The sequence below is a fragment of the Micromonospora sp. A202 genome, from assembly GCF_006715105.1.
GTDB classification, from domain to species: domain Bacteria; phylum Actinomycetota; class Actinomycetes; order Mycobacteriales; family Micromonosporaceae; genus Micromonospora; species Micromonospora zamorensis.
Genome location: NZ_VFMP01000001.1, coordinates 1,806,144 through 1,830,634, shown reverse-complemented (window position 1 = coordinate 1,830,634; position 24,491 = coordinate 1,806,144). Strand labels below are relative to the sequence as shown.

The 24,491-nt window shown below is 70.2% G+C and carries 20 protein-coding genes; 11 read left to right on the top strand and 9 right to left on the bottom strand.

Going from position 1 to position 24,491, the window contains the following annotated elements:
* Positions 1 to 6 precede the first annotated feature (6 nt).
* The 3 genes from mmsB to FBZ33_RS08440 all read right to left on the bottom strand — a co-directional run bounded on the left by mmsB (position 7) and on the right by FBZ33_RS08440 (position 4,306).
* Positions 7 to 1,305 (bottom strand): multiple monosaccharide ABC transporter permease, encoded by a 1,299-nt coding sequence (gene mmsB / locus FBZ33_RS08450; RefSeq protein ID WP_141908608.1) that lies wholly within the window; start codon positions 1,303 to 1,305, stop codon positions 7 to 9.
* Positions 1,302 to 2,849, bottom strand: a complete 1,548-nt coding sequence (mmsA, locus tag FBZ33_RS08445) for a multiple monosaccharide ABC transporter ATP-binding protein (RefSeq protein WP_099851851.1) — start codon at positions 2,847 to 2,849, stop codon at positions 1,302 to 1,304. The genes mmsB and mmsA overlap by 4 nt, the downstream gene beginning before the upstream one ends.
* 533 nt (positions 2,850 to 3,382) lie before the next feature.
* Complete coding sequence (locus FBZ33_RS08440; protein ID WP_255508769.1) at positions 3,383 to 4,306, bottom strand: alcohol dehydrogenase; 924 nt, start codon at positions 4,304 to 4,306, stop codon at positions 3,383 to 3,385.
* A 127-nt stretch (positions 4,307 to 4,433) separates the two neighbouring features.
* On the opposite strand from FBZ33_RS08440, the gene FBZ33_RS32655 reads away from it, so the two are divergent.
* The 3 genes from FBZ33_RS32655 to FBZ33_RS08430 all read left to right on the top strand — a co-directional run bounded on the left by FBZ33_RS32655 (position 4,434) and on the right by FBZ33_RS08430 (position 7,814).
* The gene (locus FBZ33_RS32655) at positions 4,434 to 4,583 is read left to right on the top strand and encodes a hypothetical protein (protein ID WP_185755250.1); all 150 of its coding nucleotides are present in this window, start codon (positions 4,434 to 4,436) and stop codon (positions 4,581 to 4,583) included.
* 92 nt (positions 4,584 to 4,675) lie between these two features.
* A complete protein-coding gene (locus FBZ33_RS08435) occupies positions 4,676 to 6,361 on the top strand; it encodes an ATP-binding cassette domain-containing protein (protein WP_141908607.1) in 1,686 nt (561 codons plus the stop codon).
* Complete coding sequence (locus tag FBZ33_RS08430; RefSeq protein WP_141908606.1) at positions 6,348 to 7,814, top strand: aminotransferase class V-fold PLP-dependent enzyme; 1,467 nt, start codon at positions 6,348 to 6,350, stop codon at positions 7,812 to 7,814. The genes FBZ33_RS08435 and FBZ33_RS08430 overlap by 14 nt, the downstream gene beginning before the upstream one ends.
* A 16-nt stretch (positions 7,815 to 7,830) precedes the next feature.
* On the opposite strand, the gene FBZ33_RS08425 is transcribed toward FBZ33_RS08430, so the two are convergent.
* Positions 7,831 to 8,229 (bottom strand): hypothetical protein, encoded by a 399-nt coding sequence (locus tag FBZ33_RS08425; protein WP_141908605.1) that lies wholly within the window; start codon positions 8,227 to 8,229, stop codon positions 7,831 to 7,833.
* A 383-nt stretch (positions 8,230 to 8,612) separates the two neighbouring features.
* Between FBZ33_RS08425 and FBZ33_RS08420 the strand changes: the two genes are divergently transcribed.
* The 4 genes from FBZ33_RS08420 (at position 8,613) to FBZ33_RS08405 (ending at position 12,831) form a co-directional block, all read left to right on the top strand.
* Entirely contained in the window at positions 8,613 to 9,872 is a 1,260-nt protein-coding gene (locus tag FBZ33_RS08420; RefSeq protein ID WP_305069513.1) for a family 16 glycosylhydrolase, read from the top strand.
* Between the two features lie 167 nt (positions 9,873 to 10,039).
* Positions 10,040 to 11,062, top strand: coding sequence for a DUF4331 family protein (locus tag FBZ33_RS08415; RefSeq protein WP_141908604.1), 1,023 nt, complete (start codon positions 10,040 to 10,042; stop codon positions 11,060 to 11,062).
* Positions 11,063 to 11,285: 223 nt separating this feature from the next.
* On the top strand, positions 11,286 to 11,831 hold the full coding sequence (locus FBZ33_RS08410; protein ID WP_141908603.1) for a hypothetical protein: 546 nt from the start codon (positions 11,286 to 11,288) through the stop codon (positions 11,829 to 11,831).
* Positions 11,832 to 11,847: 16 nt separating this feature from the next.
* Positions 11,848 to 12,831: a hypothetical protein gene (locus tag FBZ33_RS08405; protein ID WP_141908602.1), complete on the top strand. Its 984-nt coding sequence runs from the start codon at positions 11,848 to 11,850 to the stop codon at positions 12,829 to 12,831.
* Positions 12,832 to 12,919: 88 nt separating this feature from the next.
* On the opposite strand, the gene FBZ33_RS08400 is transcribed toward FBZ33_RS08405, so the two are convergent.
* From FBZ33_RS08400 to FBZ33_RS08390, 3 genes are all read right to left on the bottom strand, one after another.
* On the bottom strand, positions 12,920 to 15,928 hold the full coding sequence (locus FBZ33_RS08400) for a fibronectin type III domain-containing protein (RefSeq protein WP_141908601.1): 3,009 nt from the start codon (positions 15,926 to 15,928) through the stop codon (positions 12,920 to 12,922).
* Positions 15,929 to 16,101: 173 nt separating this feature from the next.
* Positions 16,102 to 16,332 carry a DUF2188 domain-containing protein gene (locus tag FBZ33_RS08395; protein WP_099851838.1) on the bottom strand — a complete coding sequence of 77 codons (231 nt, stop codon included), beginning with the start codon at positions 16,330 to 16,332 and terminating at the stop codon, positions 16,102 to 16,104.
* Between the two features lie 73 nt (positions 16,333 to 16,405).
* Positions 16,406 to 17,068 (bottom strand): M23 family metallopeptidase, encoded by a 663-nt coding sequence (locus FBZ33_RS08390; RefSeq protein WP_141912510.1) that lies wholly within the window; start codon positions 17,066 to 17,068, stop codon positions 16,406 to 16,408.
* A gap of 118 nt (positions 17,069 to 17,186) precedes the next feature.
* On the opposite strand from FBZ33_RS08390, the gene FBZ33_RS08385 reads away from it, so the two are divergent.
* From FBZ33_RS08385 to FBZ33_RS08375, 3 genes are read left to right on the top strand one after another with little or no spacing between them, the layout of a single operon-like run.
* Positions 17,187 to 19,589 (top strand): PEP/pyruvate-binding domain-containing protein, encoded by a 2,403-nt coding sequence (locus tag FBZ33_RS08385; protein ID WP_141908600.1) that lies wholly within the window; start codon positions 17,187 to 17,189, stop codon positions 19,587 to 19,589.
* Positions 19,590 to 19,617: 28 nt separating this feature from the next.
* The gene (locus FBZ33_RS08380) at positions 19,618 to 20,283 is read left to right on the top strand and encodes a hypothetical protein (RefSeq protein ID WP_141908599.1); all 666 of its coding nucleotides are present in this window, start codon (positions 19,618 to 19,620) and stop codon (positions 20,281 to 20,283) included.
* Positions 20,284 to 20,337: 54 nt separating this feature from the next.
* Positions 20,338 to 20,916 (top strand): TetR/AcrR family transcriptional regulator, encoded by a 579-nt coding sequence (locus FBZ33_RS08375; protein WP_141908598.1) that lies wholly within the window; start codon positions 20,338 to 20,340, stop codon positions 20,914 to 20,916.
* 24 nt (positions 20,917 to 20,940) lie between these two features.
* On the opposite strand, the gene FBZ33_RS33295 is transcribed toward FBZ33_RS08375, so the two are convergent.
* Positions 20,941 to 22,314 carry an N-acetylmuramoyl-L-alanine amidase gene (locus FBZ33_RS33295; RefSeq protein WP_185755249.1) on the bottom strand — a complete coding sequence of 458 codons (1,374 nt, stop codon included), beginning with the start codon at positions 22,312 to 22,314 and terminating at the stop codon, positions 20,941 to 20,943.
* 64 nt (positions 22,315 to 22,378) lie between these two features.
* Positions 22,379 to 23,545, bottom strand: coding sequence for a peptidoglycan DD-metalloendopeptidase family protein (locus FBZ33_RS08365; RefSeq protein ID WP_247667847.1), 1,167 nt, complete (start codon positions 23,543 to 23,545; stop codon positions 22,379 to 22,381).
* Between the two features lie 273 nt (positions 23,546 to 23,818).
* Here FBZ33_RS08365 and FBZ33_RS08360 point away from each other — a divergent pair, with 273 nt between their 5' ends.
* Positions 23,819 to 24,466 (top strand): ABC transporter ATP-binding protein, encoded by a 648-nt coding sequence (locus FBZ33_RS08360; protein ID WP_141908597.1) that lies wholly within the window; start codon positions 23,819 to 23,821, stop codon positions 24,464 to 24,466.
* Positions 24,467 to 24,491 lie beyond the last annotated feature (25 nt).

Genomic DNA, 24,491 nt, shown 5'->3' with positions numbered 1-24,491 from the left:
TGGCCGTCAGCCGGACACCGCTGCCTTGGCGGGCTCGCGCTCCGCGTCCGGCGGTGAGGCGGGTGGGGCGGAGTCGTCGCGGCGGAAGGGCCGCATCAGGCTCCCGACGATCGAGAAGCGCCCCTGGCTCTTGTTGTAGACGTCGATCGCGACTGCCAGCAGCAGGACCAGGCCCTTGATGATCTGGACGCGGTCGGTGCCGACACCCATGAGCTGGAGGCCGTTGTTGAGCACGGCCATGACCAGACCACCGACGATGGAACCGCTGATGGTGCCGATACCGCCGGCGACTGCCGCGCCACCGATGAAGACCGCGGCGATGGCGTCCAGCTCCCAGCCGTTGCCGTCCTGCGGACCGGAGGCCGCCGAACGGGCCACGAAGATCATGCCGGCCAGTGCGGCCAGGACGGACATGTTCATCATGACGAAGAAGTTGACCCGCTTGAGCTTCACACCGGACAGCTCGGCCGCCCGGGAGTTGCCGCCCACCGCGTAGATGTGCCGGCCACCGGCAGTGTTGCGGGTGTAGAAGGAGTACGCGATCACCAGGACCAGCAGGATGATGCCGGAGATCGGGAAGCTGGTGCCGACGCGACCGCTGGCGAAGCGCAGCGCCGCGAAGGCGATCACGCCCACCATGATGGCCATCCGCAGGATGGAGATCCACATCGGCGCCGGGTCGGCGTCCATCGCCCGTCGGGTCTTGCGGGCCTGGATCTCGCGCCACACCACCGCCACCGCCGCGATCAGACCGAGCAGCAGCGTGGCGTTGTTGTAGCCGGTGTTCGGACCGAACTCCGGCAGGAAGCCGGAGCCGATCTCCCGGAAGCCCTCCGGCACCGGGACGGTGCTCGCGTTACCGATGAACTGGTTGCCGCCGCGGAACAGCAGCATGCCCGCCAGGGTGACGATGAACGCCGGCACCCCGATGTAGGCCACCCAGAAACCCTGCCAGGCGCCGATCAACGCGCCGATCGCGAGGCCGAACAGGATGGCGGCGGGCCAGGGCAGGTCCCACTCGGTCATCGACTTGGCGACCAGGATGCCCGCGAAGGCGGCGACGGAGCCGACCGACAGGTCGATGTGCCCGGCGACGATCACCATGAGCATGCCGATGGCCAGAATCAGAATGTACGAGTTCTGCTGGAACAGCGCGATCAGGTTGTCCGACCGCAGGGTGAGGCCATCGGTCAGGATCTGGAACAGGACGACGATCGCCACCAGGGTGAAGATCATTCCGAACTGTCGAGCGTTGGAGGTGGTGCCTCCGAACAGGTTCTTCTGAAGGTCCTTCAATCGGCTCATCGTGTGGCCATCTTCTTCGTCGAGGTCATCTGCTTCATGAGGTTTTCCGGGGTGGCGTCCGCCCGGGCGATCTCGCCCGTGATGGCACCTTCGAACACGGTGTAGATGCGGTCGCACAGCCCGATCAGCTCAGGCAGCTCCGAGGAGATGACGATGACGCCCTTCCCCTGGTCGGCGAGCCGCTGGATGATGCCGTAGATCTCGTACTTGGCACCCACGTCGATGCCGCGTGTCGGCTCGTCGAGGATCAGCAGGTCCGGGTCGGTGAACATCCACTTCGCCAGGACGACCTTCTGCTGGTTGCCGCCGGAGAGCTTGGAGACGCTCTCGTCGACCGTCGGGGCCTTGGTCCGCAACTCCTTGCGGTACGACTCGGCCGCCTGGTATTCCTCGACCTCGCTCAGGACGCCGCGGTGCGAAATCTTGGACAGCTTGGCCGCCACCGTCGAGGCCTTGATGTCGTCGAGCAGGTTGAGGCCGATCGCCTTGCGGTCCTCGCTGACGTACGCGAGCCCGTTGTCGATCGCGTCCGCGACCGACTTCAGGACGATCTCCTTGCCGTCCTTGATGATGGTGCCCGACTCGAACACCCCGTACGAGCGGCCGAAGATGCTCATCGCGAGTTCGGTACGGCCCGCGCCCATCAGACCGGCGAAGCCGACGATCTCGCCGCGACGCACCACGAAGCTCTCGTTCTTGCAGACCTGCCGGTCGGCGGAGATCGGGTGCCGCACGTTCCAGTTGCGAACCTCGAAGAAGACCTCGCCGATCTTCGGCGTGTGGTCCGGGAACCGGCTGCTCAGCTCTCGGCCGACCATGCCCCGCACGATCCGGTCCTCGTCGACCCCGTCCGCCTTGACGTCGAGGGTCTCCACGGTCCGGCCGTCGCGCAGGATGGTGATCTGGTCGGCGATCGCCTCGATCTCGTTGAGCTTGTGCGAGATCATGATCGAGGTGATGCCGCGGGAGCGGAACCCACGCAGCAGGTCCAGCAGGTGCTTGGAGTCGGCCTCGTTCAGCGCCGCGGTGGGCTCGTCCAGGATGAGCAGCTTCACGTCCTTGGCGAACGCCTTGGCGATCTCCACGAGCTGCTGCTTGCCGACCCCGATGTCCTTGATCAGGGTGTCCGGGTCCTCTTGCAGACCGACCCGGGCCATCAGGTCCAGCGCCATCCGGTTCGCGGCCTTCCAGTCGATCGCGCCCCGCTTGCGCGGTTCGTTGCCGAGGAAGATGTTCTCGGCGATCGACATTCCGGGAATGAGCGCGAGCTCCTGGTGGATGATCACGATGCCGGCGTTCTCACTGGCCCGGATGTCGGAGAACTTGCTCTCCGACCCCTGGTAGATGATCTGGCCGTCGTAGGTGCCGTGCGGGTAGACCCCGCTGAGCACCTTCATCAGGGTGGACTTGCCCGCGCCATTCTCGCCGCAGATGGCATGGATCTCGCCGGCGCGAACCACCAGGTTGACGTCGGAGAGGGCCTTGACTCCAGGGAACTCCTTGGTGATGGAGCGCATCTCAAGGAGGATGGGCACGTCGCTCATCGCTCGTACCACCTCGCCAACGTCATCGGTTGCCTCCGGAAGGTTGAACCTTCACTTGGTTTTGTTGTTGACGGCAACGTATTGCGGCCAGAGGGTCATCCGCAAGGCGAGGGCCTGTTGAAAATGTAACAATCCGGCAATATAGACGTCACACTGTCTTCGCCAGTCACAGCCGCCCCCGCAGTCACTCCGGGCACCCTCGCGTGCCGGTGGCAACGTTGTCAAATGGCAGCGACGCCGCCGTTGGCCCCAGCCGCCCTTGACAAGCCCCCCACCAGGGGTGATCCACAGCGGGCGGACAAACAACGACGCATCCGCGCGCCCGCCACCATCGAAAGATCTTGATCGGACCGCGACGCCGACGCCCCCTCGGGGACGCCACGGCGGCCCTCGACCAACGGTGTGACCCACGCCTCTGCGGATGACACGGATCGACGATGGTCGCCGTGACATGCCCGCCACCAGGAGAGGGGTCCGCACCTTAACGCCCATTAAGGCCGATTCGCGGCCGTCGGCATCGGCGATCCGACCGGTCAGCTCGGGCGCAGCACCGCCTTGATCACGCCGTTCTCTCGGCGGTCGAAGCTGCGATAGAAAGCGGGAGCGTCGTCAAGGGTGCCGCGGTGGGTGACGATCATGCTGGGCCGCGCTCGGCCCGCGACGACCAGGTTCCGCAGCAGCACGGTGTAGCGGCGGTCGTGGGTGCGACCGAACCGGACCGCCACTCCCTTGCTGAACAGCGCTCCCCACGGCGCGACCAGGTTCTCGTGGTCGTCCGCGCCAGGGCCGGGGTGGGGGTCCCGGTCCGGGTACACACCGGCGACCGCGATCGCGCCAGCGGCATTGACCAGTCGGGCCGCGTCGGCGATGACCTGGTTCGGACGCTCCCGCTCGGGGTGCTCCCGGTCACGGGCCTGAAACCCGACCGCGTCGATGACCTTGTCCACCCCGCCCAGCTTCTCCTCGCCGAGCGGCAGCCCGGTCCGGGCCCGGTCGGCGCGGATCTGCTCGACCGGGTCGCCCCGGCGGAAGTCGATCGGCGCGGCGCCCATCTCGCCGGCCTTGTCGAGCCGGGCGTCGACACCGTCGACGCAGTACACGACCCGGGCACCCCGGAGCAGCGCCGAGTACGCGCTCAGCAGACCGATGGTGCCGGCGCCGAAAACGGCCACCGTGTCACCCGGCTCGACCCCGGCGAGGGTGGCCGCGGCGTGCCACCCGGTGACGAACGCGTCGGCGAGCAGCACGAAGTCGTCCTCGTAGGAGTCTCCCGGCTCCCCGGGCACGGGTACGCAGTTGGCGTCGGCCCACGGCACGCGCAGCAGGTCGGCCTGCGCGCCCCGGTACGGACCCATTCCGGCGTAGCCGTACGCCGCGCCCGGCCCCTCGGCCCGCGCCCGCAGACAGGCTGCCGAGAGCCCTCGCCCGCACGTCATCGCCCGGTGGTCCTCGATCACCGTGCCGACTCTCGTGCTGTCCGGCGCCGACACGTGGGAGCCGATGCCCACGACGACGCACACCCTCGCGGCCACGATTCCGGCCGCGCGCCACGTCGTCTGGCCGGGCCAGTCACACTTCGCGACGATGACAGCACCAGCTCTGGTCGCCGACGCCCTGCGGCAGTTCTTCGCCGAGATCTCGGCGGCCCAGCCGAGCCGAGACCCTGACGCCGACGTGACGGCGACCGGTGACCCACCCACCGGCGCGAGGTGGTGGGCCATCACCATCGACTGAGCTGGCGGGGCCGGCACGGTCCACACCGGACGTAGCATCGGCGAGGCACGATATTCAGGCGGACCACCCACCGACCGGATCGGGCACCCGACATGACGACCGAGCAGACCACGTCTCCCCCGCGTACCGGCCTCGGCATCACGGCCACCGGTGTGGGCCGCACCGTCCCAGGCGGCCGCCGCATTCTCGACGACATCTCGCTGACCATCCAGCCCGGCGAGGTCGTCGCCGTCATCGGCGCGAGCGGCGCCGGCAAGACCACCCTGTTGGAGACGCTCGCCCGGGTTCGGCTGCCGACGACCGGCACCGTGGCACACGACGGCGCAGACGAGGTCCACGCGATCGGCTTCGTGCCCCAGGACGACATCATCCACCGCGAGCTGCCACTGGCCCGGACCCTGCGGTACGCGGCCCGGCTACGCCTCCCATCCGGGACCGGGCCGACCGAGATCAGCGACCGGGTGGCCGAGGTGCTGGCCGAACTGCGGCTCGCCGAGCGGGCCGCGGTGCCGGTGGGCAGGCTCAGCGGCGGTGAGCGCAAGCGCGCCAGCATCGCCGTCGAGCTGCTCGACCGGCCCGGGGTGTTCTTCCTGGACGAGCCCACCTCCGGGCTGGACCCGGCGATCGCCGTGGAGTTGCTCCGGGTGCTGCGCACCCTCGCCGACGTGGGGACCACAGTCGTGCTCACCACCCACCAGATCACCGACGTGGACCACTGCGACCGGGTCGTGGTGCTGACCCGCCAGGGCCGCCTGGCGTTCACCGGCACACCTTCCGCCGCCCGGGAGTTCTTCGGCCTGCGGTCCCTCGCGGAGGTGCACCTGCGCCTCGACGAGGAAACCGACCCGGCCGCCTGGCCCGACCGTTTCGCCGCTCAGCGCGACGCCGGCCCGCCGGCCCGCGCGACCGACCACTGCGACGTTTCCGCGCCAGCGCCCCGACGGGTCGGCCGGTTGCGTCAGTGGGCCGTCCTCACCACGCGCAACGCGGAGATCGTCGTCCGCAACCGGCTGACCCTGGCGATCCTGCTCGGCTCGCCGCTGATGGTGCTCGGCATGTTCGCGCTGCTGTTCCGGCCAGGTGCGTTCGACCCGACCCGGCCGAGCCCGACGGTGACCGTGATGATCCTGTTCTGGATCGCGTTCGGCGGCTTCTTCTTCGGGCTGACCTACGGGCTGCTGCAGATCTGCACCGAGTTGCCGATCCTGCGCCGTGAGCGGCTGGCGGGCGTCCGGCTGGTGCCGTACCTGATGGGGAAGGTCGCGGTGCTGCTTCCGCTGTTGGCCCTGGTGGACCTGGCCCTGCTCGGGGTGTTGCGCGGCATCGACCGGCTGCCACCGGTCGACGGCCGCAACTTCGCCGCCCTGTACGCGACCCTGCTGCTCTCCTCGGCGGCGGCGCTCGCCCTCGGCCTGCTGTGCTCCGCGGCCGTCTCCGACGCGGCCCAGGCGACGCTCATGCTGCCGATGCTCTGCTTCCCGCAGGTGCTGTTCGTCGGCGCGATCCTGCCGGTGCCCGCCATGGCGACCGGCGGTCAGTGGCTCAGCTACGCGATGTCGAACCGGTGGGCGTTCGAGGCCCTCGGGCACACCGCCGGGGTGGAGCAGCTCTGGCGGGACGGTGGTTCCCCGCTCGGCCCGCCGCTGCTCGCCACGTACGGTGACAGCTTCTCCCGGCCGGTGTGGGTCAACTGGCTGGTGCTCGGCGGTTTCGTGCTGCTCTTCCTGTGCGCCACCTGGGCGGTGCTGGCACGACGGGGCTCCCGTGGAACGACCTGAGCCGCCGCGCACCTCCCCGACCGCCTGGCCGGGATATGCCGCCACCGGGCGGATCGACGAGCTGCGCGCCACCGAGTACCGCCACCTGGACACGGACGGGCAGGTGTATCTCGACTACGCCGGGGCCGGGGTGGCGGCACAGGCCCAGGTACGCCAACACCACGATCGGCTGCTCGCCGGGCTGTACAGCAATCCCCACTCGGAGAACCCCACCAGCGCGGCGGCAGGTTCCCTGGTGGACTCGGCCCGACGCGCGGTGCTCGACTTCTTCCACGCCGACCCGGCCGAGTACGCGGTCGTCTTCACCCCGAACGCCAGCGGCGCCTGCCGGCTGGTCGGCGAGGCGTACGACTTCGGCCGGGCCTCGCCGCTGGTGCTGACCTGGGACAACCACAACTCCGTCAACGGCATCCGGGAGTACGCCCGGGCAGCCGGCGGGGCCGTGCGTTACGTACCGCTGAGCGGGCCGGAGTTGCGGGTCGCCGAATCGGATCTGACCAGGGTGCTCGACGCTGGTCCGCGCGGGCTGGCCGGACGGTGGGGCCGTCCGGGCCGCCGGGGGTTGTTGGCCTATCCGGCGCAGAGCAACTTCTCCGGCGTGCAGCACCCGCTGAGCTGGGTGGAGTTGGCCCACCAGCACGGGTACGACGTGCTGCTCGACGCCGCCGCCTTCGCGCCGACGAACCGGTTGGACCTCAGCGTCGTCCGGCCGGATTTCGTGTGTCTGAGCTGGTACAAGCTCTTCGGCTATCCCACCGGGGTCGGCGCGCTGCTGGCCCGGCGCGACGCGCTGGCCCGGCTGCGCCGGCCGTGGTTCGCCGGCGGCACGATCCGCGCGGTCAGCGTGCAGGGCGACTGGCACCGGTCGATGGATGACGAGTCGGCGTTCGAGGACGGCACGCTCAACTTCCTGAGCATCCCGGACGTGGAGTTCGGGTTGCGCTGGCTCGACTCGATCGGCGTCGATCTCGTGCACACCCGCGTCGGCCTGCTCACCGAATGGTTGTTGGAGCGGCTGGTCACCCTGCGGCACGACACCGGTGGGCCGCTGGTCCAGGTGTACGGGCCGACGACGGGTGCGGCGCGCGGCGCGACGGTGACCTTCAACCTCCGCCATCCGGACGGCACGCTGGTCGACGAGCGGTTGGTCGCACGGGAAGCCGCAGCGGCCGGCTTTTCCCTGCGTACCGGCTGTTTCTGCAACCCGGGCGCGGGTGAGGGCGCGTTCGGCATCAGGAGGGAGTCGCTGCGGCGGCGGTTGTTGGCGCGGGTCGACACGATCGACCAGTATCTCGCCACGTTGCGGTTGCCGACGGGCGGCGCGGTCCGCGTCTCGTTCGGACTGGCCTCCACCGCGACCGACGCGGAACGCTTCGTCGCCTTCGTCCAGTCGACCTGGCTGAACCGTGAGGTCGGCGTCGAGGCTGCTCTGCCGCCCCGGCTGCGGTGTTGACCTGACCGACCGCGCGCTAGCTGACCTGGGCCACGGGCGCCGGGCGGTGCTTGATCTCCTCCATGAACGGGAACTGGGCGGTGAGCTCGGCGATCGTCATCCCGGCATGCCAGGCCGCCGCCACCTTGGCGACCTGCAACAGGTCCATGACGTCGCCGCGCGCGAGGACTTCGCCCGAGACCCGCAGATCGATCATGAAGTATCGGGCCTGCGAACCCAGCTTCACGCAGACCACGCCCTGCTCGGAGTGCAGCTCGGCGCAGGTGAACCGGCTCCGCCCCTGCTCGGGGGCGGTGACCCGGCCGAGATCGAGCCCATGACCGGCAGCGGTTTCGATGAGCGCGGGGGCCAGGCCACCCCGCTCGACCAGATCCGGGTAGAGGCGCACACCCAGCGCCGTCGACGCGTCGCTCATGACTGACTCCCACTTCCTTGTGACAGAGACCAGCAGCGCGCAGGTTACGGGGAGGTTTCCCGCTCGCCTCGCCATCCTGTCCCGGGTGGACGCCTCACGGCAATAGGAAGGGTCGATTCGACCGCTATCGAGTAGTACTCGATCGTGGCGACCTGCTTCGATGCGGCGGCTGCCGTCCACCTCGGAGACATCGATCGACCTGGTGATCCTGTCGCCCACCGGCACTCCACCGATCACTGCGCAGCATCGGGCGGTAACGGACGGTTGGCATATTGGAAACAGTCTTGACAGAAGATAATGATATCGACATGCTTCATTCTAGAGAGCGCTCTCCGTCTCTCCGGCACGCAGCCTCCGCCACCCCCCTCGCTGAGGAGCCTCCCGTGTTCACAGCCCGCCCCAGACTCCGTTTCCGCCCACTCGTACTCATGGCGGCCGCCCTCGTCGCGACCGCCGCGGCGCTCGTCGTCCCGCCGCATCCCGACCGGGCCGAGGCCGCCATCGGCCCGATCAGCTGGCAGGACGAGTTCAACTCCCCCGCCGGCACGCCTGTCGACCAGAACAAGTGGCGGTTCGACATCGGCGGCAGCGGTTGGGGCAACAACGAGCGGCAGTACTACACGAACAGCACCAGCAACGCCGTCCACGACGGCCAGGGCAACCTCGTCATCACGGCCCGCCGGGACAACCCCGGCAACTACCAGTGCCACTACGGGCGCTGTGAATACACGTCCGCCCGACTCCTGTCGGCAGCCACCTTCACCCAGACGTACGGTCGGTTCGAGGCGCGGATCAAGATCCCGCGCGGTCAGGGCATCTGGCCCGCGTTCTGGATGCTCGGCACCGGCGGCGGCTGGCCCGACGCAGGCGAGATCGACATCATGGAGAACATCGGCCGGGAGCCCAACACCGTGTACGGCACGGTGCACGGACCCGGCTACTCGGGCGGCGGCGGCATCACCGGCAGCCGCACCGTCGGGGCACCGCTCGCCGACGACTTCCACACCTACCGGGTCGACTGGGAGCCGAACGTGATCACCTGGTACCTGGACGGGGTGCAGTACCACCGGGTCGACCCCGCCCGACTCGGCGGCAACCGCTGGGCGTTCGACCACCCCTTCTTCATGATCCTCAACGTGGCGGTCGGCGGTAACTGGCCCGGCTACCCGGACGGCTCCACGCAGTTCCCGCAGCAGATGCTCGTCGACTACGTCCGGGTGTCCAGCTACACCTCCGACGGTGGCGGCAACCCGACTCCCGGCACCAGCCGGATCCGCGGGGCGCAGAGCGGCCGCTGCATCGACATCCCCAGCGCCAACCCGGTCGACGGCGCGAAGCTCCAGATCTGGGACTGCAACACCACCGCCGCGCAGGCCTGGACCTTCGCCTCGGACGGGACCATCCGCGCGATGGGCAAGTGCATGGACCCCGCCTGGGCCGGCACCGCCAACGGCACCGAGGTCAACCTGGTCACGTGCAACGGCAATCCCGCGCAGCGCTTCACCCTCAACGCGGCCGGCGACCTGGTCAACCTCAACGCCAACAAGTGCGTGGACGTGCGGGAAGCCAACCCCAACAACGGCGGCAAGCTGCACCTCTGGGACTGCCTCGGCGCCGCCAACCAGAAGTGGTCTCGCGTCTGACGACACCAGCACCGACGAGTGGGCCGTCCGAGCACAGCTTCGGGCGGCCCGCCGCCGTGCGGGCCCCAACCCGGGCGACTCCGGATTCAGCCGATGGCGCGGCAGGGTGTCTCCTGCCCGCTATGTTCGGATTAATCCAGATATTCGGCCGCTCCGGGAGTGAACTCATGTCGCACCACCTCGACACCCCCCTCGCCGCCCAGGGCGGCCAGCTCTACATCGACGACCTGTACGTCTTCGACGGCAACCGCGCCACGGTGTTCGTGATGGACGTCAACAGCTCGGTGACCAAGGCTGACATCAAGCGCGGCTTCCACGCCGAGGGCCGTTACGAGATCAAGATCCACGTCAACGGCGCCGAGATGGAGGATCTGACCTACCGGTTCGCCTTCGGCGAGCTCGACGGTGACAACAGGCAGACCTTCCAGCTGTACGAGCTGACCGGGGCGGACGCCCGCGACGACGCCGCGATGGGCACTCCCGTCGCGGAGGGGCGCACCGGCGAGGTGACGACCGGCGGCAACGTCCGGATCTGGGCCGGGCGGATCGCCGACCCGTTCTTCATCGATCTCGACGAACTCGCCACCATCAACGGCGCGGTGAAGGACGGGTCGATGGTGGACCGCTCAGCGTGGCGCGTCGACCAAGCCAAGAACAGCTTCGCGGGCACGACAGTGGAGTCGATAGTCCTTGAGGTCTCCCATGACGAGCCGTTGCTGCGCGACGGCACCGAGATCGGCGTGTGGTGTCGCACGCTGCTGGCCACCGATGCCGGTGGCTGGCGCCAGATCAACCGCGCCGGCCACCCCATGATGTGGCCGATCTTCTGGCCGCACGACACCGACTTCTCAAATCCCGCCAACTTCCGCCACCCCAGTCAAGACCTCACCGAGGACGGCGAGGAGATCGCCAACGCGGTCGCGGGTGTCGTCGCGGCGAACGGCACCGCACCGGACCCCCAGGCGTACGGCTGGAGCGTCGCCCGACAGCTCTACCCCGACATGCTGTCGTACAAGGTCGGCACGGCCGCGAACTTCGGCTTCGCGATCCGCAACGGGCGCACCATGGCGGACAACGCGCCCGAGGTGATGTTCTCCCTGGTCCTCAACACCGGCACCACCTCCGGGCTCACCCCGGAGGTCACCAAGTCGGCCCGTGCCGCCTCCTTCCCCTACGTGGTCCCGGCCTGACGGAGATCCGCGAGCCGCACACGAGCCGTCGCTTACCGAGAAGTCGGGGTATCCGGAACGTTCGGATGCCCCGACTTTCGCTGAGAACGAGTGGATCGTCCACCCCGCTCGGACATCGACTCCGCCTGCCAGAGTGACCCTGCGGCATTCAGTCCCTTATGGGGCATTTGCGTAGTTACGCTCGAACTGCTTCCCATGGTCATTCAGGACAGAAGGAGACTCGATGCGTAGAAAGTTTCTCGCGGGCTTGGCCGGCGTTGCCGCCGTTGTCGCGCTCGCCGGGCCGGCCGCCGCGGACACGACGGGCGACACGATCGTGACCCTCACCGTCGACGCGGCCGGCGGCCTGTCGATCACGGTGCCGGCGACCGCGAACATCGGCAACGGGGTGGAGGGCACGACCATCTCCGGTCAACTCGGCCCGGTCACCGTGCTGGACCAGCGTGGAGCGCTCACCCCCAACTGGACCGCCAACGTCACCTCCACCGACTTCGTCACCGGCGGCGGCAGCTCCGGGGAGACGATCCCCAACATCAACGTCCTGTACTGGTCCGGCCCCGCCACGGCGACCGCCGGCGGCGGCACCTTCACGCCGGGTCAGCCCACCGCCGCCCAGCAGGTGATCGTCAACGTTCCACGGACGGCGATGAGCCACACCGGTGGCACGGGAAACAACTTCGCCACCTGGAACCCCACACTGGTGGTGAACGTGCCCGTCGGCACCGTCCAGGGTGTCTACACGGGGACGGTGACACATTCGGTCTTCTGACCCGCTCGGCCGGCTGGTGCTGCTGGCCTCGGTCGCCCTCGTGGCGCTCGGGGTTTCGGCGGCACCAGCCGCTGCCGTGCGGGAGCAGCGACAGGAGCCCGCCGAGGACGCCGCGATCAGCATCCGCATGCTGGACATCCCCGCCAGCAGGGTGCAGGATCCCCGGGCCCAGGTCTACATAGTGGATCACCTGAAGCCCGGGGCGACGATCAACCGTCGGGTCGAGGTGGAGAACAACTCTGGCGAGTCACAGAAGATTGACTTCTATTCCGGGGCGGCGTCGGTCGAAAACAACGCCTTCACCGTTCCCGAGGGACGCGCGGGCAACGAACTCAGCGGTTGGATCCGGCTGAAGACCTCCGGGATCGAGCTCGACCCGGGCGAGCGACGGCCGGTCGAGGTCGGGATCGCCGTGCCGAGGAAGGCGTCGAAGGGTGAGCGGTACGGGGCGATCTGGGCCCAGGTCACCAGCGCGAAGGAGCGCACCGGCAACATCACCCAGATCCACCGGGTGGGCATCCGGGTCTACCTCGACATCGGTCCGGGTGGCGAGCCGCCGACGGACTTCCGCATCGACGGGCTGGCCGCGGAACCCGGACCCGGCGAGTTTGCAATGATCACCGCGAAGGTCACCAACACCGGCGAGCGCGCGCTGGACATGACCGGCACCCTGTCGCTGACCAGGGCGGCGGTCCAGGCCGGCCCGTTCAAGGTGACCAACGGCGTGACGATCCTGCCCGGCCAGAGCGGCCAGGTCCAGATCGAGGTCAACCAGGCCCTGCCCGCGGGGTCCTGGGACGTGCACGCGAAACTGGTCAGCGGCATCGTCGAACGCACCGCGACCGGGAAGATCAGCCTGCCCGTCGCGGCGCCGATGGTGGTCGCGAACTCCGCCGGGCCGAACTGGTTGGTCTACGCGGTCGGCGGGATCGCCCTGTCGGTGCTCGTCACCCTTGCCGGCTGGTATCTCGTCCGCCGACAACGCACCCGGCTCGCCTGACCTCCGGTCCACACAGACTGCCCGGCCGTTTCCCGAGGAACGGCCGGGCAGTGGTGTTTCTCAGGGCCTAGCCCTGGCGCCGCGGTATCTAGATGACCGAGTGCGTCACGACCGCCGCGTAGTCGCCGACCACCACCCCCGGCGGGAGCGTCACCCAGAGGGTCGGGCTCCAGGTGGCGGAGTTCGGGCCGCCGGTCTGGCCGGACCACCTGCCAGCCGTACGCGTGGTGTCCAGCACCGCTCCGGCCTGCGGGACGAAGGTGCCGACGCCGGTGGTGGTCAGCGCCGCACCGGAGGCGTACGTGATGCTGCTGCTCGGGATCGTCTCGCCGGCCGAGCCGGAGCCCGTGGTGAAGTTCGTGCTGGAGACGACGCTGACCCAGTTTCCGGAGAACGGCCCGCGATCGTCGGTCACGGTCACCGGGCCGAGTTGGCCCGAGACGCCGGTCGTGCCCGCGCTGGCGGTGCCGAGCGGGGAGATCGCCGGGACGCTGATGGAGAGCCCACCGAGCGGGCTGATGACCAGTTCGACTCCTCGGGTCGCCGACTGGTCGAACGAGTCGGTCACCCGGACGGTGAACGGAAATGTTCCGGACACGGTGGGCGTACCGGAGAGCAGACCGGTGACCGGGTCGAGGGTCAGCCCGGCGGGCAGGCTCCCGGCGCTCACCGCCCAGGCGAAGGGACCCGTCCCGCCGGTCACCGTCAGCTGGTACTGGTACGGGTCGTACGCCCTGCCGGGCGGTGGTGGTGCGAAGGTCAACGTCGGTGCCGCGTTAACCGTGACCGACCCGGAGGCGGTCGACTGTGGACCGGTCCCGGCGGCGTTGGTCGCGGCCACCCGGAAGGTGTACGTGGCGCCAGCGGTCAGCACGGTGACGATCCGGGTCGTGGCGGTCCCGCTGAAGGTCTGAGGTGTCTGCGCCACGTCGCCGAGGTAGGGCGTCACTGTGTAGCCGGTGATCGGCGAGCCCCCGTTGGCCGGGGCGGTCCAGGTCAGCGTGGCGGCGTTGGTCCCCGCCGTGGCCGAGGTGATCGTCGGTGCTCCCGGCAGCGTGTACGGGACCACGGCCGCCGAGGCCGGGCTGGCCGTGCTGGTGCCGTACGCGTTCACCGCCGCCACCCGGAAGGCGTACGAGGCGCCAGGGGTCAGTCCCGTCAACGTGCGGCTTGTGGTGGAGGCGTCGAAGGAGAGGACCGGTTGGACGATCCCGTCGCGGATCGGGGTGATCAGGTAGCCGGTGATCGGGCTGCCGTTGTCCGGCGGCGCGGTCCAGTTCACTGTGGCGCTGGTGACGCCCGCTGCGGCGGTCGGTGTGGTCGGGGTGCCCGGCGCGGACGCGTAGACGTAACTCGCCGATCCCGCCGAGCCTCGGGTGACGACGCTGACCGTGACCGTCGCCGGGCTGGACCGGGCGGGCATGGAGGAGATGCCGAGGGTGCCGCCCGGGTTCACTGTGAAGCAGCCGGCGGCCGGGCCGGAGGTGCACGGCAACAGCAGCACCGACGTGCCTGCCTGCTGTTCGGCGGCCGTACCGATGGTGATCGCTGTCGCTCCGGTGAGGTTGCTGCCGCCCACTGTGACCGCGATTCCCCCGGAGACCGAGCTCTGGTCCGGGGTGACGGTGACGCCACGGGGTGCGGTGGCTGGCGCGACGGGTGTGGTGACTGTGGAGAAACCGGGGTTCGCGTCGATCGAGGACGAGGTCGCCACCGTCGTGGTCTGGATCAGCGACGGCGTCACCGCTGCGCCGGTGACGGTTGCCGCGACCGTGATCGGCGGCAGCGAGGTGTCACCGGCGAACGGGCCGTTGCTGTTGGTGCAGCTGATGGTCTGCCCGGACGGGGCGCCGCAGACCCAGCCGGAGCCGTACGCGCCGCGCGGCAGGACACCGGTGGGCACGGTCTGGGTGACAGTGATCGGCGACGTCTCGGTGGCCCCGGCGTCGACCCCTGCGGTGATCGAGTAGGTGACCGGGTCGCCGGGCTGCGGGTTGGCTCCGACCGCGCTGGTCTGTGACACGTTCAGGTCCGGTACCGGGTTGAAGCTGACCGCCCGTGCGTTGTCGACCTCGTGGAAGTCGGTGACCGAGCCGGTCGAGGCGACCCATCCGAAGGCGAGTTGCCGGGGGTAGCCGCTGGCGTTCAGCCAGGTCGGCGACGGGTACAGGCTCGGCGACACGACCGGGAGGCTGCCGGCCAAGGTCCGCGCCGACCCGCCGACCGGGGTGAACCTGACCCGGTACTGACCGGACGGAACGGTGATGCCGGTGTCCGTGGTGAACGGGGACGAGGTGGTGTTGGCGACCACCTCGACCGGCACCACCGAGGCGGCCCGGGTGGCGGCCCGCAACGCCAGTGCGGCCGAGGAGGTGCTGGTGGCGGTGCTGTTGATCGCGCAGTAGCCGACGCTGTTGCGGCCCGGTCCGCGCACCACGACCTGGCCGGGGACCCGACCGTTGGTGGTCGAGATGTACGGCGGGTTCGTGCACCCGGTCCCCTGGTACGTGCTGTTGCTGAAGTTGCCGAAGACGTCCAGCCCAATGCCGAGGTAACCGTTGGAGAGACCCACCGAGGCGCCGTTGAACGCTGCCGAGTAGCCCAGTGACCCGCCCGGCTGGCCGAGGGTGGACGGGGGTCTCGGGTTGGCCGGGTCGACAGCGGCCAACACGAACGCGAGGCCGTCCGCGCCCGGGTTGTTGCCGCCGTACTGGTAGGTGTTGAAGGTGAGGTGCAGGCCCTGTGAGGTCGGCACGCTCACCGCACCGACCACCCCACCCTGGCGGGTGACGGTGGCGGGGGTGAGGCGCAGCTTGCCCGCGCCCTGGGGGTCGGTGGAGGTGAGGCAGCTGAGCAGGGGTCCGGTGGTCGAGTTGCCCGCCGCGCTGAGACAGGCGGCGTTGGTCGCGGAGGCGCCGGGCACACCTGGCACCGCCACAGCGCCGAGGCCGTTCGCTGTGTTGTTGTGAAACGGCTGGTCGAACAGGACGGACCCGGCCGCCCACGCCGGTTGCGGCGCGAACGCGAGGACCCCCGCGATCACGACGACGACCAGCGCCGCGGTGCTGGTCGGACGACGCCGGCCCCAAAACGACATGCCCACTCCCAGCTTTCACTCCAGTCCCGTTCTGGACTATATCCCCCCAAAACGTCCACATTCCCCGTACGACGGAGATGGCCGGACGGCCCAGCCGGCCACCAACAGGCCGCGAAAGCCAACTGACCTCCCCGGCGATGCCGAGGAGGTCAGTGGACGAAAAACGAGCTGTGTCAGCCCTCGATGTCACGGGGGTCACGACTGCGGGGGTAGGTGTTCTTCTCCCCGATCGTGCCGTCCTGCTTCTTGATCACGTGTTCGACGCCACGGTCGGCGGCCATCTCGCGGCCCTGGGCCTGCGCGTCGGCCTTCACGTCATGCGTGCTGCTGGCCCGCTCGTTGCCCTCCGGCTTGTTCTTCCACTGCCCGTCCTCTTGGTAGGTCTCGACGTCACCCTTGGCCATGGCCGGCTCCCTCCCTGCGTCTGAATGTCTCCCGAACCAGTGCCCCCAGGCACACCGGGGCAAACTGCCGTCCTCAGGAGACGGCCGCAGGGCAGTTGTTGCTCGTCCGCCTGACCGTGTATTCGCGGTCGTCGGTGGTGATGGTCGACGGCTCCCCGTCGAAGTGGGTCTCCACCTTGTCCCAGCCGCGTCGCTGCTCATAGTGCAGGTGCGGCGCGCCGGAGTTGCCGGTGCTGCCGAGCCGCCCGATCTGCTCACCCTGGGCGACCTTCTGACCGACCTCGACCAGCGGTGGTTCGAGCATGTGCAGGTACTGCGTCTCCCACTTGCCGCCGTGGTCGATCTTCACCCAGTAACCGCCACCCCGCCCCCGTGGGCCGTCGGGGTTGTCCGGGGTACGGCCACCGAGCGAGCCGTTGATGCCCGCCACCGTGACCGTGCCGGCGTACGACGCGAGCACCGGCCGCCCCCACGCCTCGCCCTCGGTGGGGAACAGGTCGACGTCGTAGTCGTCGTGGCCGGGGTAGGTGCCCAGTTGCCACGTCTCGCCGCAGCTGACCGGCATCTGGAAGAGCGGGCGAGGACCCGCCGGTCGCAGCATCGGCACCACGACCAGCGCGACGCCGAGAACGGCCGCCACCGCGACGAGCGCAAGGAGAACCCGGACGGTGCGGTTTCGAGGGCGGCGGTGGGTGCGGGCTGTGTCGGGGCGGCCGGTCGTCACCGGCCCGAGCATGGCAGACGCCGGCAACGCTTCCGCTCCCGGCCGCCCGACCGAAGGAGACATTGCACTCGCATCGTGAACGGGGTACGGTCGGATGCAATGCAGTCGTATTGCAACGAGAGTGGGCCCCATGCACGTGATCGCTCTGTCCGAGGCGACCACCCAGATGCTCGACCTGGTCGGGGGCAAGGCCGCCGGGTTGGGTGAGCTGATCCGGCGCGGTGAACGGGTCCCCGAGGGCTTCTGCGTCACCGCCGAGGCCCACCGACTCGGCGTCATCCCGACGGCCGAGGTCGTCGCCGCCTACGAGCGGCTCGGGGCGGGCCCGGTGGCGGTGCGCTCCAGCGCCACCGCGGAGGACCTGCCCGACGCCAGCTTCGCCGGGCAGCAGGACACCGTCCTCAACGTCACGGGCACCGCCGAGCTGATCGCCGCCATCGAGACCTGCTGGGATTCGCTGCACAGCGACCGGGCGACCGCCTACCGCGACGCCCGCCAGATCGATCATCAGACGGTGCGGATGGCCGTCGTCGTGCAACGCATGATCACGCCCACGGTGGCGGGGGTGCTGTTCACCGCGAACCCGCTGACCGGGCGTCGCGACGAGATGGCGGTCGACGCCGCTGCCGGCCTCGGGACGACCGTGGTGGACGGCGCGGCGACCGTCGACCACTACGTCCTCGACGGCTTCCCACGCGACGACACGGGATGCCTGACCTCCGCACACCTGGCCGAGCTGCGGGCCACTGGCGAGCGGTTGCAGGCCCACTTCGGCTCCCCCCAGGACGTGGAGTGGGCGATCGACGCCGACGACGTCCTGTGGCTCCTGCAGTCCCGGCCGATATCCAGCCTGTTCCCCCTCCCACCACGGACCGGGGAGCCCCTCCCCCGGGTCTACCTGGAGTTCGGTCACGTCCAGGGCATGCTGCAACCGGTCACCCCGATGGGCATGTCGACACTGCGGACGCAGATCGCCGCGATGCTCGCCGCGCTCGGCGTGCGGGTCGACATCGTCGACATCGGTGGCCGGCTCTACGGCGACCTGAGCGACCTGGCGCGAGACAGGTCGTCCCGCAGGCGACTGGTGAAGCTCCTAGCGGTCGACTTCGGGCCGCGCGCCCAGGCGGTGATGCAGCACGTGCTGGCGGACCCCCGGTTCGCCCCAACCAGAGGCGTGGCCGGGCGCGGTGGGGCACAGGGTGCCGCGTCGCTGGGGACGGCCGGCCGCGCGGTGGTGGGGATTCTGCGGGCTCTGGCCCGCCCGGAGGCAGCACGGACCCGCATGTTCGAGGCGATCGAGCAGATGAGGGTACGGTCGGCCGCCCCCGCCGACCTGCGGACCGCCGCCGACCGGTTGCGCTTCGTGCAGGCGCAGGACTCCGACGACAGCGCCGACGCCATCATGTGGCCGATCGTGGCAGGGATGCTCGCCGCCGCGCTGCCGACCGCGCTGCTCAAGGGCGTCGCCGCCCCGGACGAGATCCACACCGTGCTGGGTGGCATGCCGCACAACGTCACCATCGAGATGGACCTGGCCCTGTGGCGGCTCGCCCAGGGCGCGGGCGACCACCGTCAGCTCCTCCTCGACACCCCGCCGGCCGAGCTGGCCGCGCGCCATCTGCGCGGAACGCTGCCCGACATCGGCATGACCACCTTCCTCGACGTCTACGGTCACCGGGGCGTCGCCGAAGTCGACGTCGGCGTGCCGCGCTGGGCGGAGGACCCCACGCCGGTGTTCGCCGCGGTCGCCAACTACCTGCGGGTTACCGATCCGCGGCAGAGCCCCGACCAGCGCTTCCAGCGGGCCGCCGGCACAGCGGAGGCGTCGCTGACGGCAATGGTCGCGCGAGCCCGCCGTCGGCGCCCGGTGCGGGGCCGCATCGCCGGCTTCCTGCTGCGCCGGGCGCGGTCGTTGGCCGGCCTGCGCGAGGCCGGCAAGTTCGCCGGGCTGTACCCGCTGCGCGAGACGCGCCGCCAACTGCTGCTCATCGGCGCCGACCTGCACGGCTCGGGGTTACTGGACCAGCCCGACGACATCATGTTCCTGACCCTCGACGAGGTGCACGCCGCCGTACACCAGGGTGTGGATCCGCGCGGGACCGTCACCGCCCGACGGGCGGTGCACCGCCGGGAGCTGCGTCGCAGGACGGTGCCGGTGGCGCTGCTCTCCGACGGCACGGACGTGGAGACCCTGCTGCCGGCGCGGCCCGTCAGCGACGGGACGCTCGCCGGCGTGGGCGCGTCGGCGGGCCGGGTGACCGGCCCGGCCCGGGTCGTCCACGATCCGGGCACCGCCCACATCGAGCCCGGCGACGTCCTGGTCGCCGCGACCACTGACCCCGGCTGGACCCCGCTGTTCCTCACGGCCGCTGCGCTGGTCACCGAGACCGGCGCGATCATGGCGCACGGTCCGACGGTGGCCCGCGAGTACGGCATTCCCGCCGTCATCTGCGTACCGGACGCCACCCGGACGATCTCCACGGGACAGCTCGTCACCGTGGACGGTGGCGCCGGCACCATCACGGTCCACTGACCGTCGGCTCCTACCGAGAAGGACGACCATGACCGACACGACGGCACCGACCAGGGCGCGGGTGGGCCCGCTGCTGCGCCGGGCGGCCCAGGCCGAGGCCGCGACCTGGCGCAGCCTGTACGTCTGGGCCCGGCGCCGCCCCCTGCCCCTGGAGCCCGGCGACGAGCCGTTCGGCTACCTCGGCGTGGTCAAGCCGATCCTGGGCATCTTCATCGGCCTGTCGGTCGTGGAGATCCCCATCTTCGATGTCGTCGTCACCCACGTGGTGCCGTGGCGGCCCGCCCGCTGGATCGTGCTCGGCCTCGGCATCTGGGGTCTGCTCTGGATGATCGGGCTGTTCGCCAGCATGACGATCCACCCGCACATCGTGGGCGACCGGGGTCTGCGGGTACGGCTCAGCTCGGGCATCGACATCTTCATCCCGTGGACCGACGTCGAGGCCCTGCGCAAGCGTCACCGCTCGCTGCCGTCGAGCAGGTCGGTGCAGGTCGAGCAGGAAGGCGACCATCGGGTGGTGTCCGTCTCCGTCGGCAGCCAGACGAGCATCGACGTCCTGCTGCGCCGGCCGTTGGCCTTCGACCTGGCGAAGACCGGGTCCACGCCCGTGGACGAGCTGCGGCTGTACGCCGACGACCCGGACGGCCTCCTGCGCAGCGCGCGCGGCGCCCCCGCGAGCACCACCGTCAGCCGGTGACCGCCGCCGCGCCAGCGGGGTGTCCGGGTCACCCACTGTGAAACGATCGAGGCCATGCCCAAGAAGGTCGATCACCAGGAGCGACGCACCCTCATCGCGGACGCGCTGATGCGGGTCGCCGCGGATCAGGGCCTGGAGGCCGTCAGCCTCCGTCACGTTGCTGCCGAGGCCGGCGTGTCCGCGGGCATGGTCCAGCACTACTTCCGGACCAAGGACGAGATGATGGCGTTCGCGATGGCGGTGGTCCGCGAACGTGGCCAGATCCGGGTCGCCGAGGCCCTGGCGCGCCTGGGCGAGAATCCCGCCCCCCGGCTGCTGCTGCGCACGATGATCGCCGCGCTGTTGCCGCTCGACGACCGGACCCGTGACGACGGGCGGGTGGCGCTGGCCTTCCTCGCCTACACAGCGGTACGACCGGCGTCCGCGACCGGTCTGCGCGCCGACACCATGCAGCTGACCAGTTTCATCGCCAGCGTCCTGCCCACCGGCGACGCCGCCGAGGCGGCCGGCCTGCTCGCGCTGATGGAGGGGCTGGGCCTCTACCTGCTGGGCGGGCAGTACACCGCCGAGCAGGCGCTGGACGCGCTGGACGCCCAACTGGACCTGCTCTTCGGCTCGTCGGCGGCCGCCTGAGCGGTCGCGGTCGTAGGTGTGCCCTCAGCAGCGCGGCACGTTCGGGATGTACCCGTCGTAGCCGGTCAGCACGAAGGCGTCGGAGACGTAGCGGTTGGTGCCGATCCGGTTCCAGACGGAGGTCGTGCCGTACGGGCCGGTGACCGTGCTGCCGACGGCCTGGCAGTAGACGGAGACGGTGGCGCCGTCGACGACCGAGCCGACGACCGGATAGCTGGCACCGGGGCCGGAGCGCACGTTGAGGCTGGACGCCTCGGTGTTCACCGTGCCGGAGCCGATGCCGGTGACCCCGTTCACCAACTGCATGTAGTAGGTCCAGTTCCAGTTCGGGCCCGGGTCGGTGTGGGTGGCACCGGGCACCTCACGGTGGGCGATGATGTGCGCCCGGTCCCTGGGTATGCCGTACTTCGTGGTGAGGCTCCGGGTGAGCGCGGCCGAGGCGCGGTACATCGCGTCGGTGAACCAGGCGGGGTTGTCGACGAACCCCTCGTGCTCGATGCCGATCGACTCGGTGTTGTAGGTCCAGTTGCCGGCGTGCCAGGCGATGTCCTTCTCCCGCACCGACTGGGTGACCGCCCCGTCGGAGGAGCGGAAGGTGTAGTGCGCGCTGGCCTGGGCGGCCGGGTTCTGGAACCAGCTGACAGCGCCGGCGTACGAGCCCTGCGTCATGTGGATGACGATGCGGGTGACCGGGTGGCTGCCCGGTCGACTGGCCACTGTGTAGTTGCTCGTGCTGGCCGGCGCCCACGCGGCCGGCCCGTAGTCGGTGCTGAGGGTGCCGATCCCGCCGAGCACGGCGGCCCGCTCCAGGCCACCTCGGTGGGGCGCGACCGGCCGCCCTGCCACCGCCTCGCCGCGCCCGGTGAAACCGGCACGCAGCAGGTCGTAGACGGTGTCCGCGTAGAGCCGCGCGACCGACGGCTCGCTGGCGCCGCCGTACCGGGCGACCGGTCCGAACCAACCGTTCACGTCGTCGCGCGCGGCGGCGGTGAGGCCCGCCTGATCGGCGTACGAGCGCAGGACGGCAGCCGCCCCGAGCACGTTCGCTGTGGGTTCGGTACGCAGCGCGGCTGGGCTGAGCCGGGTGAGCGCGGCAGCCTCGTCCAGGGTGCGCACCCCGGGGTTGCTCGCCAGGTGCATCAGCCCGTGGCCACCCGCCGCGCTCGGTGTGCTGGCGTGCATCTCCAGCCGCGACTCGGCGTAGCCCAGCGCCACCAGGAGGTCGCGCGGAACGTCGTACCGCGCGGCGGCGGTGTCGAACGCGACGGCCAGCGGGGCGGCCGTCACTGGCGTGCCGGCGGGATCCGCGACGGCCGGTGACGCGACCGCGACGACTCCGGTCAGGGCGGTGGTCAGGGCGAGCAGGAACCGGCCTCGGTGGAAGCTTCGAACGGGCATCAGCTCTCCTTGCGGTGACTGAGGTTGGCGGCCGGTCAGCCGCCAACCTCGGTGGTCGAACTCGTCAGCACCAGCCGTTGATCGGACCGTTCACACCGGTCGACAGGTAGGCGTCGGAAACCCAACTGCCGTCGCTCAACCGGTTCCAGAGCGCCGTGGTGCCGTACCGCCCGGTGTGGGAGGTGCCGTTGGCGGAGCAGGAGATGGTGACGGTGGCGCCGTCGGCGACCGAGCCGAGCGAGCCGTAGCCGGTTCCCGGCCCGGCACGTCGGGTGAGCACCCCGCCGCCGTTCGCGTCGACCACCCCCTGGTTGAAGCCGAGCGCGCCGTAGTTGTAGAGGCCCGCGCCGGCACCGGCCCAGGCCGACCCGTGCCGCGCCCCGCCCTGGTAGGCGGCGGCGCCGTTGGCCAGCACCCACTTGCCGATGTCGTGGCCGGCGATCGGCACGTACGCGCTGTTCTGCCGGAGCCCGAAGTGGACGTGGCGGCCGTAGGCCGCGCCGCCGCAGGTAACGTCGGTGCCGGTGTTGCCGAGGACCGCGCCCTGGCCGACACCGGCGCCGTTGACGGAGATGCTGTTCCACAGGTGGTAGTAGTCGGTCGAGTAGCCCCGGTCGTGGATGACCCGGATCCACCCCTGACACATCGTGTACGCCGTTCCGGCCCGGGCCGCGCGGACCACCTGGTCGCCGCCGGCCAGGTCGACCGAGCTGTACGGCGACTCGCTTCCGCCCCAGCCGTGCGGGCCGCTGGTGAGCGTCCACGTCTGGCCGACGCCGAACGGCAGGGCCATCCCGGTCCGGTAGTCGCCACCCGCGTACATCGGGGCCGGCGTGGTGGTGAGCACGCTCCTCTCCTGACCCGTCATGAGGGGCGACTCGGCGGCCAGTTCGCCGAAGGCGGCCTCTCCGTCGAAGGCGATCCGCCACCCGGCGGACTCGGACCGGGCGAGGAAGATCGACCCGGTCGGGTGGGCGTCCTCCTGTCGGGGCGCGAGAGCGACAGCGGTGCCGAACGCCCAGCGGCCGCTGGTGCGGCTGACGGTGATCCGGGTTTCCGGTCGCGCGTCGGCCGTGGACAGCTGGGAGGAGCCGAGCAGCTTGGCGGTCACCGCTGCGGTGAGCGCGGGGGTGACGGCCGCAGCCGAGGCGCTGGGCGCCGCCCCGATCAGGCTCGTGACCATCAACAGGGCCGCGGCTGTGCCGCCGACCAGTCGTCGACCGTGTCTCATCGTGGCCTCACTCTCGGATGGGTTTTCGGGCCGCCGGTTTCCGCCACGGGTGCCTCCTTCCGGATGACAACCCAGAGACAACCGTCGATATTGACGCTGATTGTTATGTAGCAAATCGTCGAAGTCAACGCACCCATCGAAGGTTTTCTACATCCCTGGATTCGCGCCCGTGCGGGCCGGTTTGGCGCACTGCACGGCCCGTGCACGAGGATTGCGCGATCCGGTCGGGCGTGGCACTGTGCGGAACGCCGATACCGGAGGGGGCGAGCGCAGATGTTGACTCTTCAACGGGTATTGGTCGGCTACGGCGACGCGCCGGCCGTCCTCCGGGACGTGTCGGTGACGGTCCGTCCGGGTCGGGTGCTGGCGTTGACCGGTTCGTCGGGTGCCGGCAAGACCACCCTGCTCAACGCGATGGCCGGGCTGCTGCGCCCACGAGACGGCACAGTGACTGTCGACGGGCAGGCGCTCCGCGACCGTGATCACGCGGTTGCGCAGCGGATCGTCCTCGTCCCGCAGGACAACGGTCTGGCCCCGATCCTGACCGCGACCGAAAACCTCCAGGTGGCACTGGTCGCCGGGGGTGCGGCAGCGCCGGAGGCCCGCCAGCAGACCGCAGCGATGTTGGATCGGCTGGGTCTCGCCGGCCAGGCCGACCAGTTGGTCGAGGAACTGTCCGGCGGCCAACAGCAGCGCACGGCCATCGCTCGCGGTCTCGCGCTGCGCGGCGGCGTGCTGCTGGCCGACGAGGTGACCAGCGAACTGGACGCTGGCAATCGGCAGCGGGTTCTTGATCTGCTGCACGACGAGGCACGCCGGGGTGCCGCCGTCGTGTTCGCCACCCACGACCCGGAGGTGGCCGCGGCCTGCGAAGCGGAGCTGCACCTCGTCGAGGGTCGGGCGGAGATCCTGCGCGACTGAGGCCCCGAATAACCGGCAGGTCTCA

Coding starts and splice junctions, on each gene's coding strand:
- FBZ33_RS08415 (WP_141908604.1), top strand. CDS start 10,040: ATGTCGCACCACCTCGACACCCCCCTCGCCGCCCAGGGCGGCCAGCTC.
- FBZ33_RS08380 (WP_141908599.1), top strand. CDS start 19,618: ATGACCGACACGACGGCACCGACCAGGGCGCGGGTGGGCCCGCTGCTG.
- mmsB (WP_141908608.1), bottom strand. CDS start 1,305: ATGAGCCGATTGAAGGACCTTCAGAAGAACCTGTTCGGAGGCACCACC.
- mmsA (WP_099851851.1), bottom strand. CDS start 2,849: ATGAGCGACGTGCCCATCCTCCTTGAGATGCGCTCCATCACCAAGGAG.
- FBZ33_RS08395 (WP_099851838.1), bottom strand. CDS start 16,332: ATGGCCAAGGGTGACGTCGAGACCTACCAAGAGGACGGGCAGTGGAAG.
- FBZ33_RS08425 (WP_141908605.1), bottom strand. CDS start 8,229: ATGAGCGACGCGTCGACGGCGCTGGGTGTGCGCCTCTACCCGGATCTG.
- FBZ33_RS08365 (WP_247667847.1), bottom strand. CDS start 23,545: ATGAGACACGGTCGACGACTGGTCGGCGGCACAGCCGCGGCCCTGTTG.
- FBZ33_RS08435 (WP_141908607.1), top strand. CDS start 4,676: ATGACGACCGAGCAGACCACGTCTCCCCCGCGTACCGGCCTCGGCATC.
- FBZ33_RS33295 (WP_185755249.1), bottom strand. CDS start 22,314: ATGCCCGTTCGAAGCTTCCACCGAGGCCGGTTCCTGCTCGCCCTGACC.
- FBZ33_RS08400 (WP_141908601.1), bottom strand. CDS start 15,928: ATGTCGTTTTGGGGCCGGCGTCGTCCGACCAGCACCGCGGCGCTGGTC.
- FBZ33_RS08375 (WP_141908598.1), top strand. CDS start 20,338: ATGCCCAAGAAGGTCGATCACCAGGAGCGACGCACCCTCATCGCGGAC.
- FBZ33_RS08385 (WP_141908600.1), top strand. CDS start 17,187: ATGCACGTGATCGCTCTGTCCGAGGCGACCACCCAGATGCTCGACCTG.
- FBZ33_RS32655 (WP_185755250.1), top strand. CDS start 4,434: ATGACAGCACCAGCTCTGGTCGCCGACGCCCTGCGGCAGTTCTTCGCC.
- FBZ33_RS08390 (WP_141912510.1), bottom strand. CDS start 17,068: ATGCTCGGGCCGGTGACGACCGGCCGCCCCGACACAGCCCGCACCCAC.
- FBZ33_RS08360 (WP_141908597.1), top strand. CDS start 23,819: ATGTTGACTCTTCAACGGGTATTGGTCGGCTACGGCGACGCGCCGGCC.
- FBZ33_RS08410 (WP_141908603.1), top strand. CDS start 11,286: ATGCGTAGAAAGTTTCTCGCGGGCTTGGCCGGCGTTGCCGCCGTTGTC.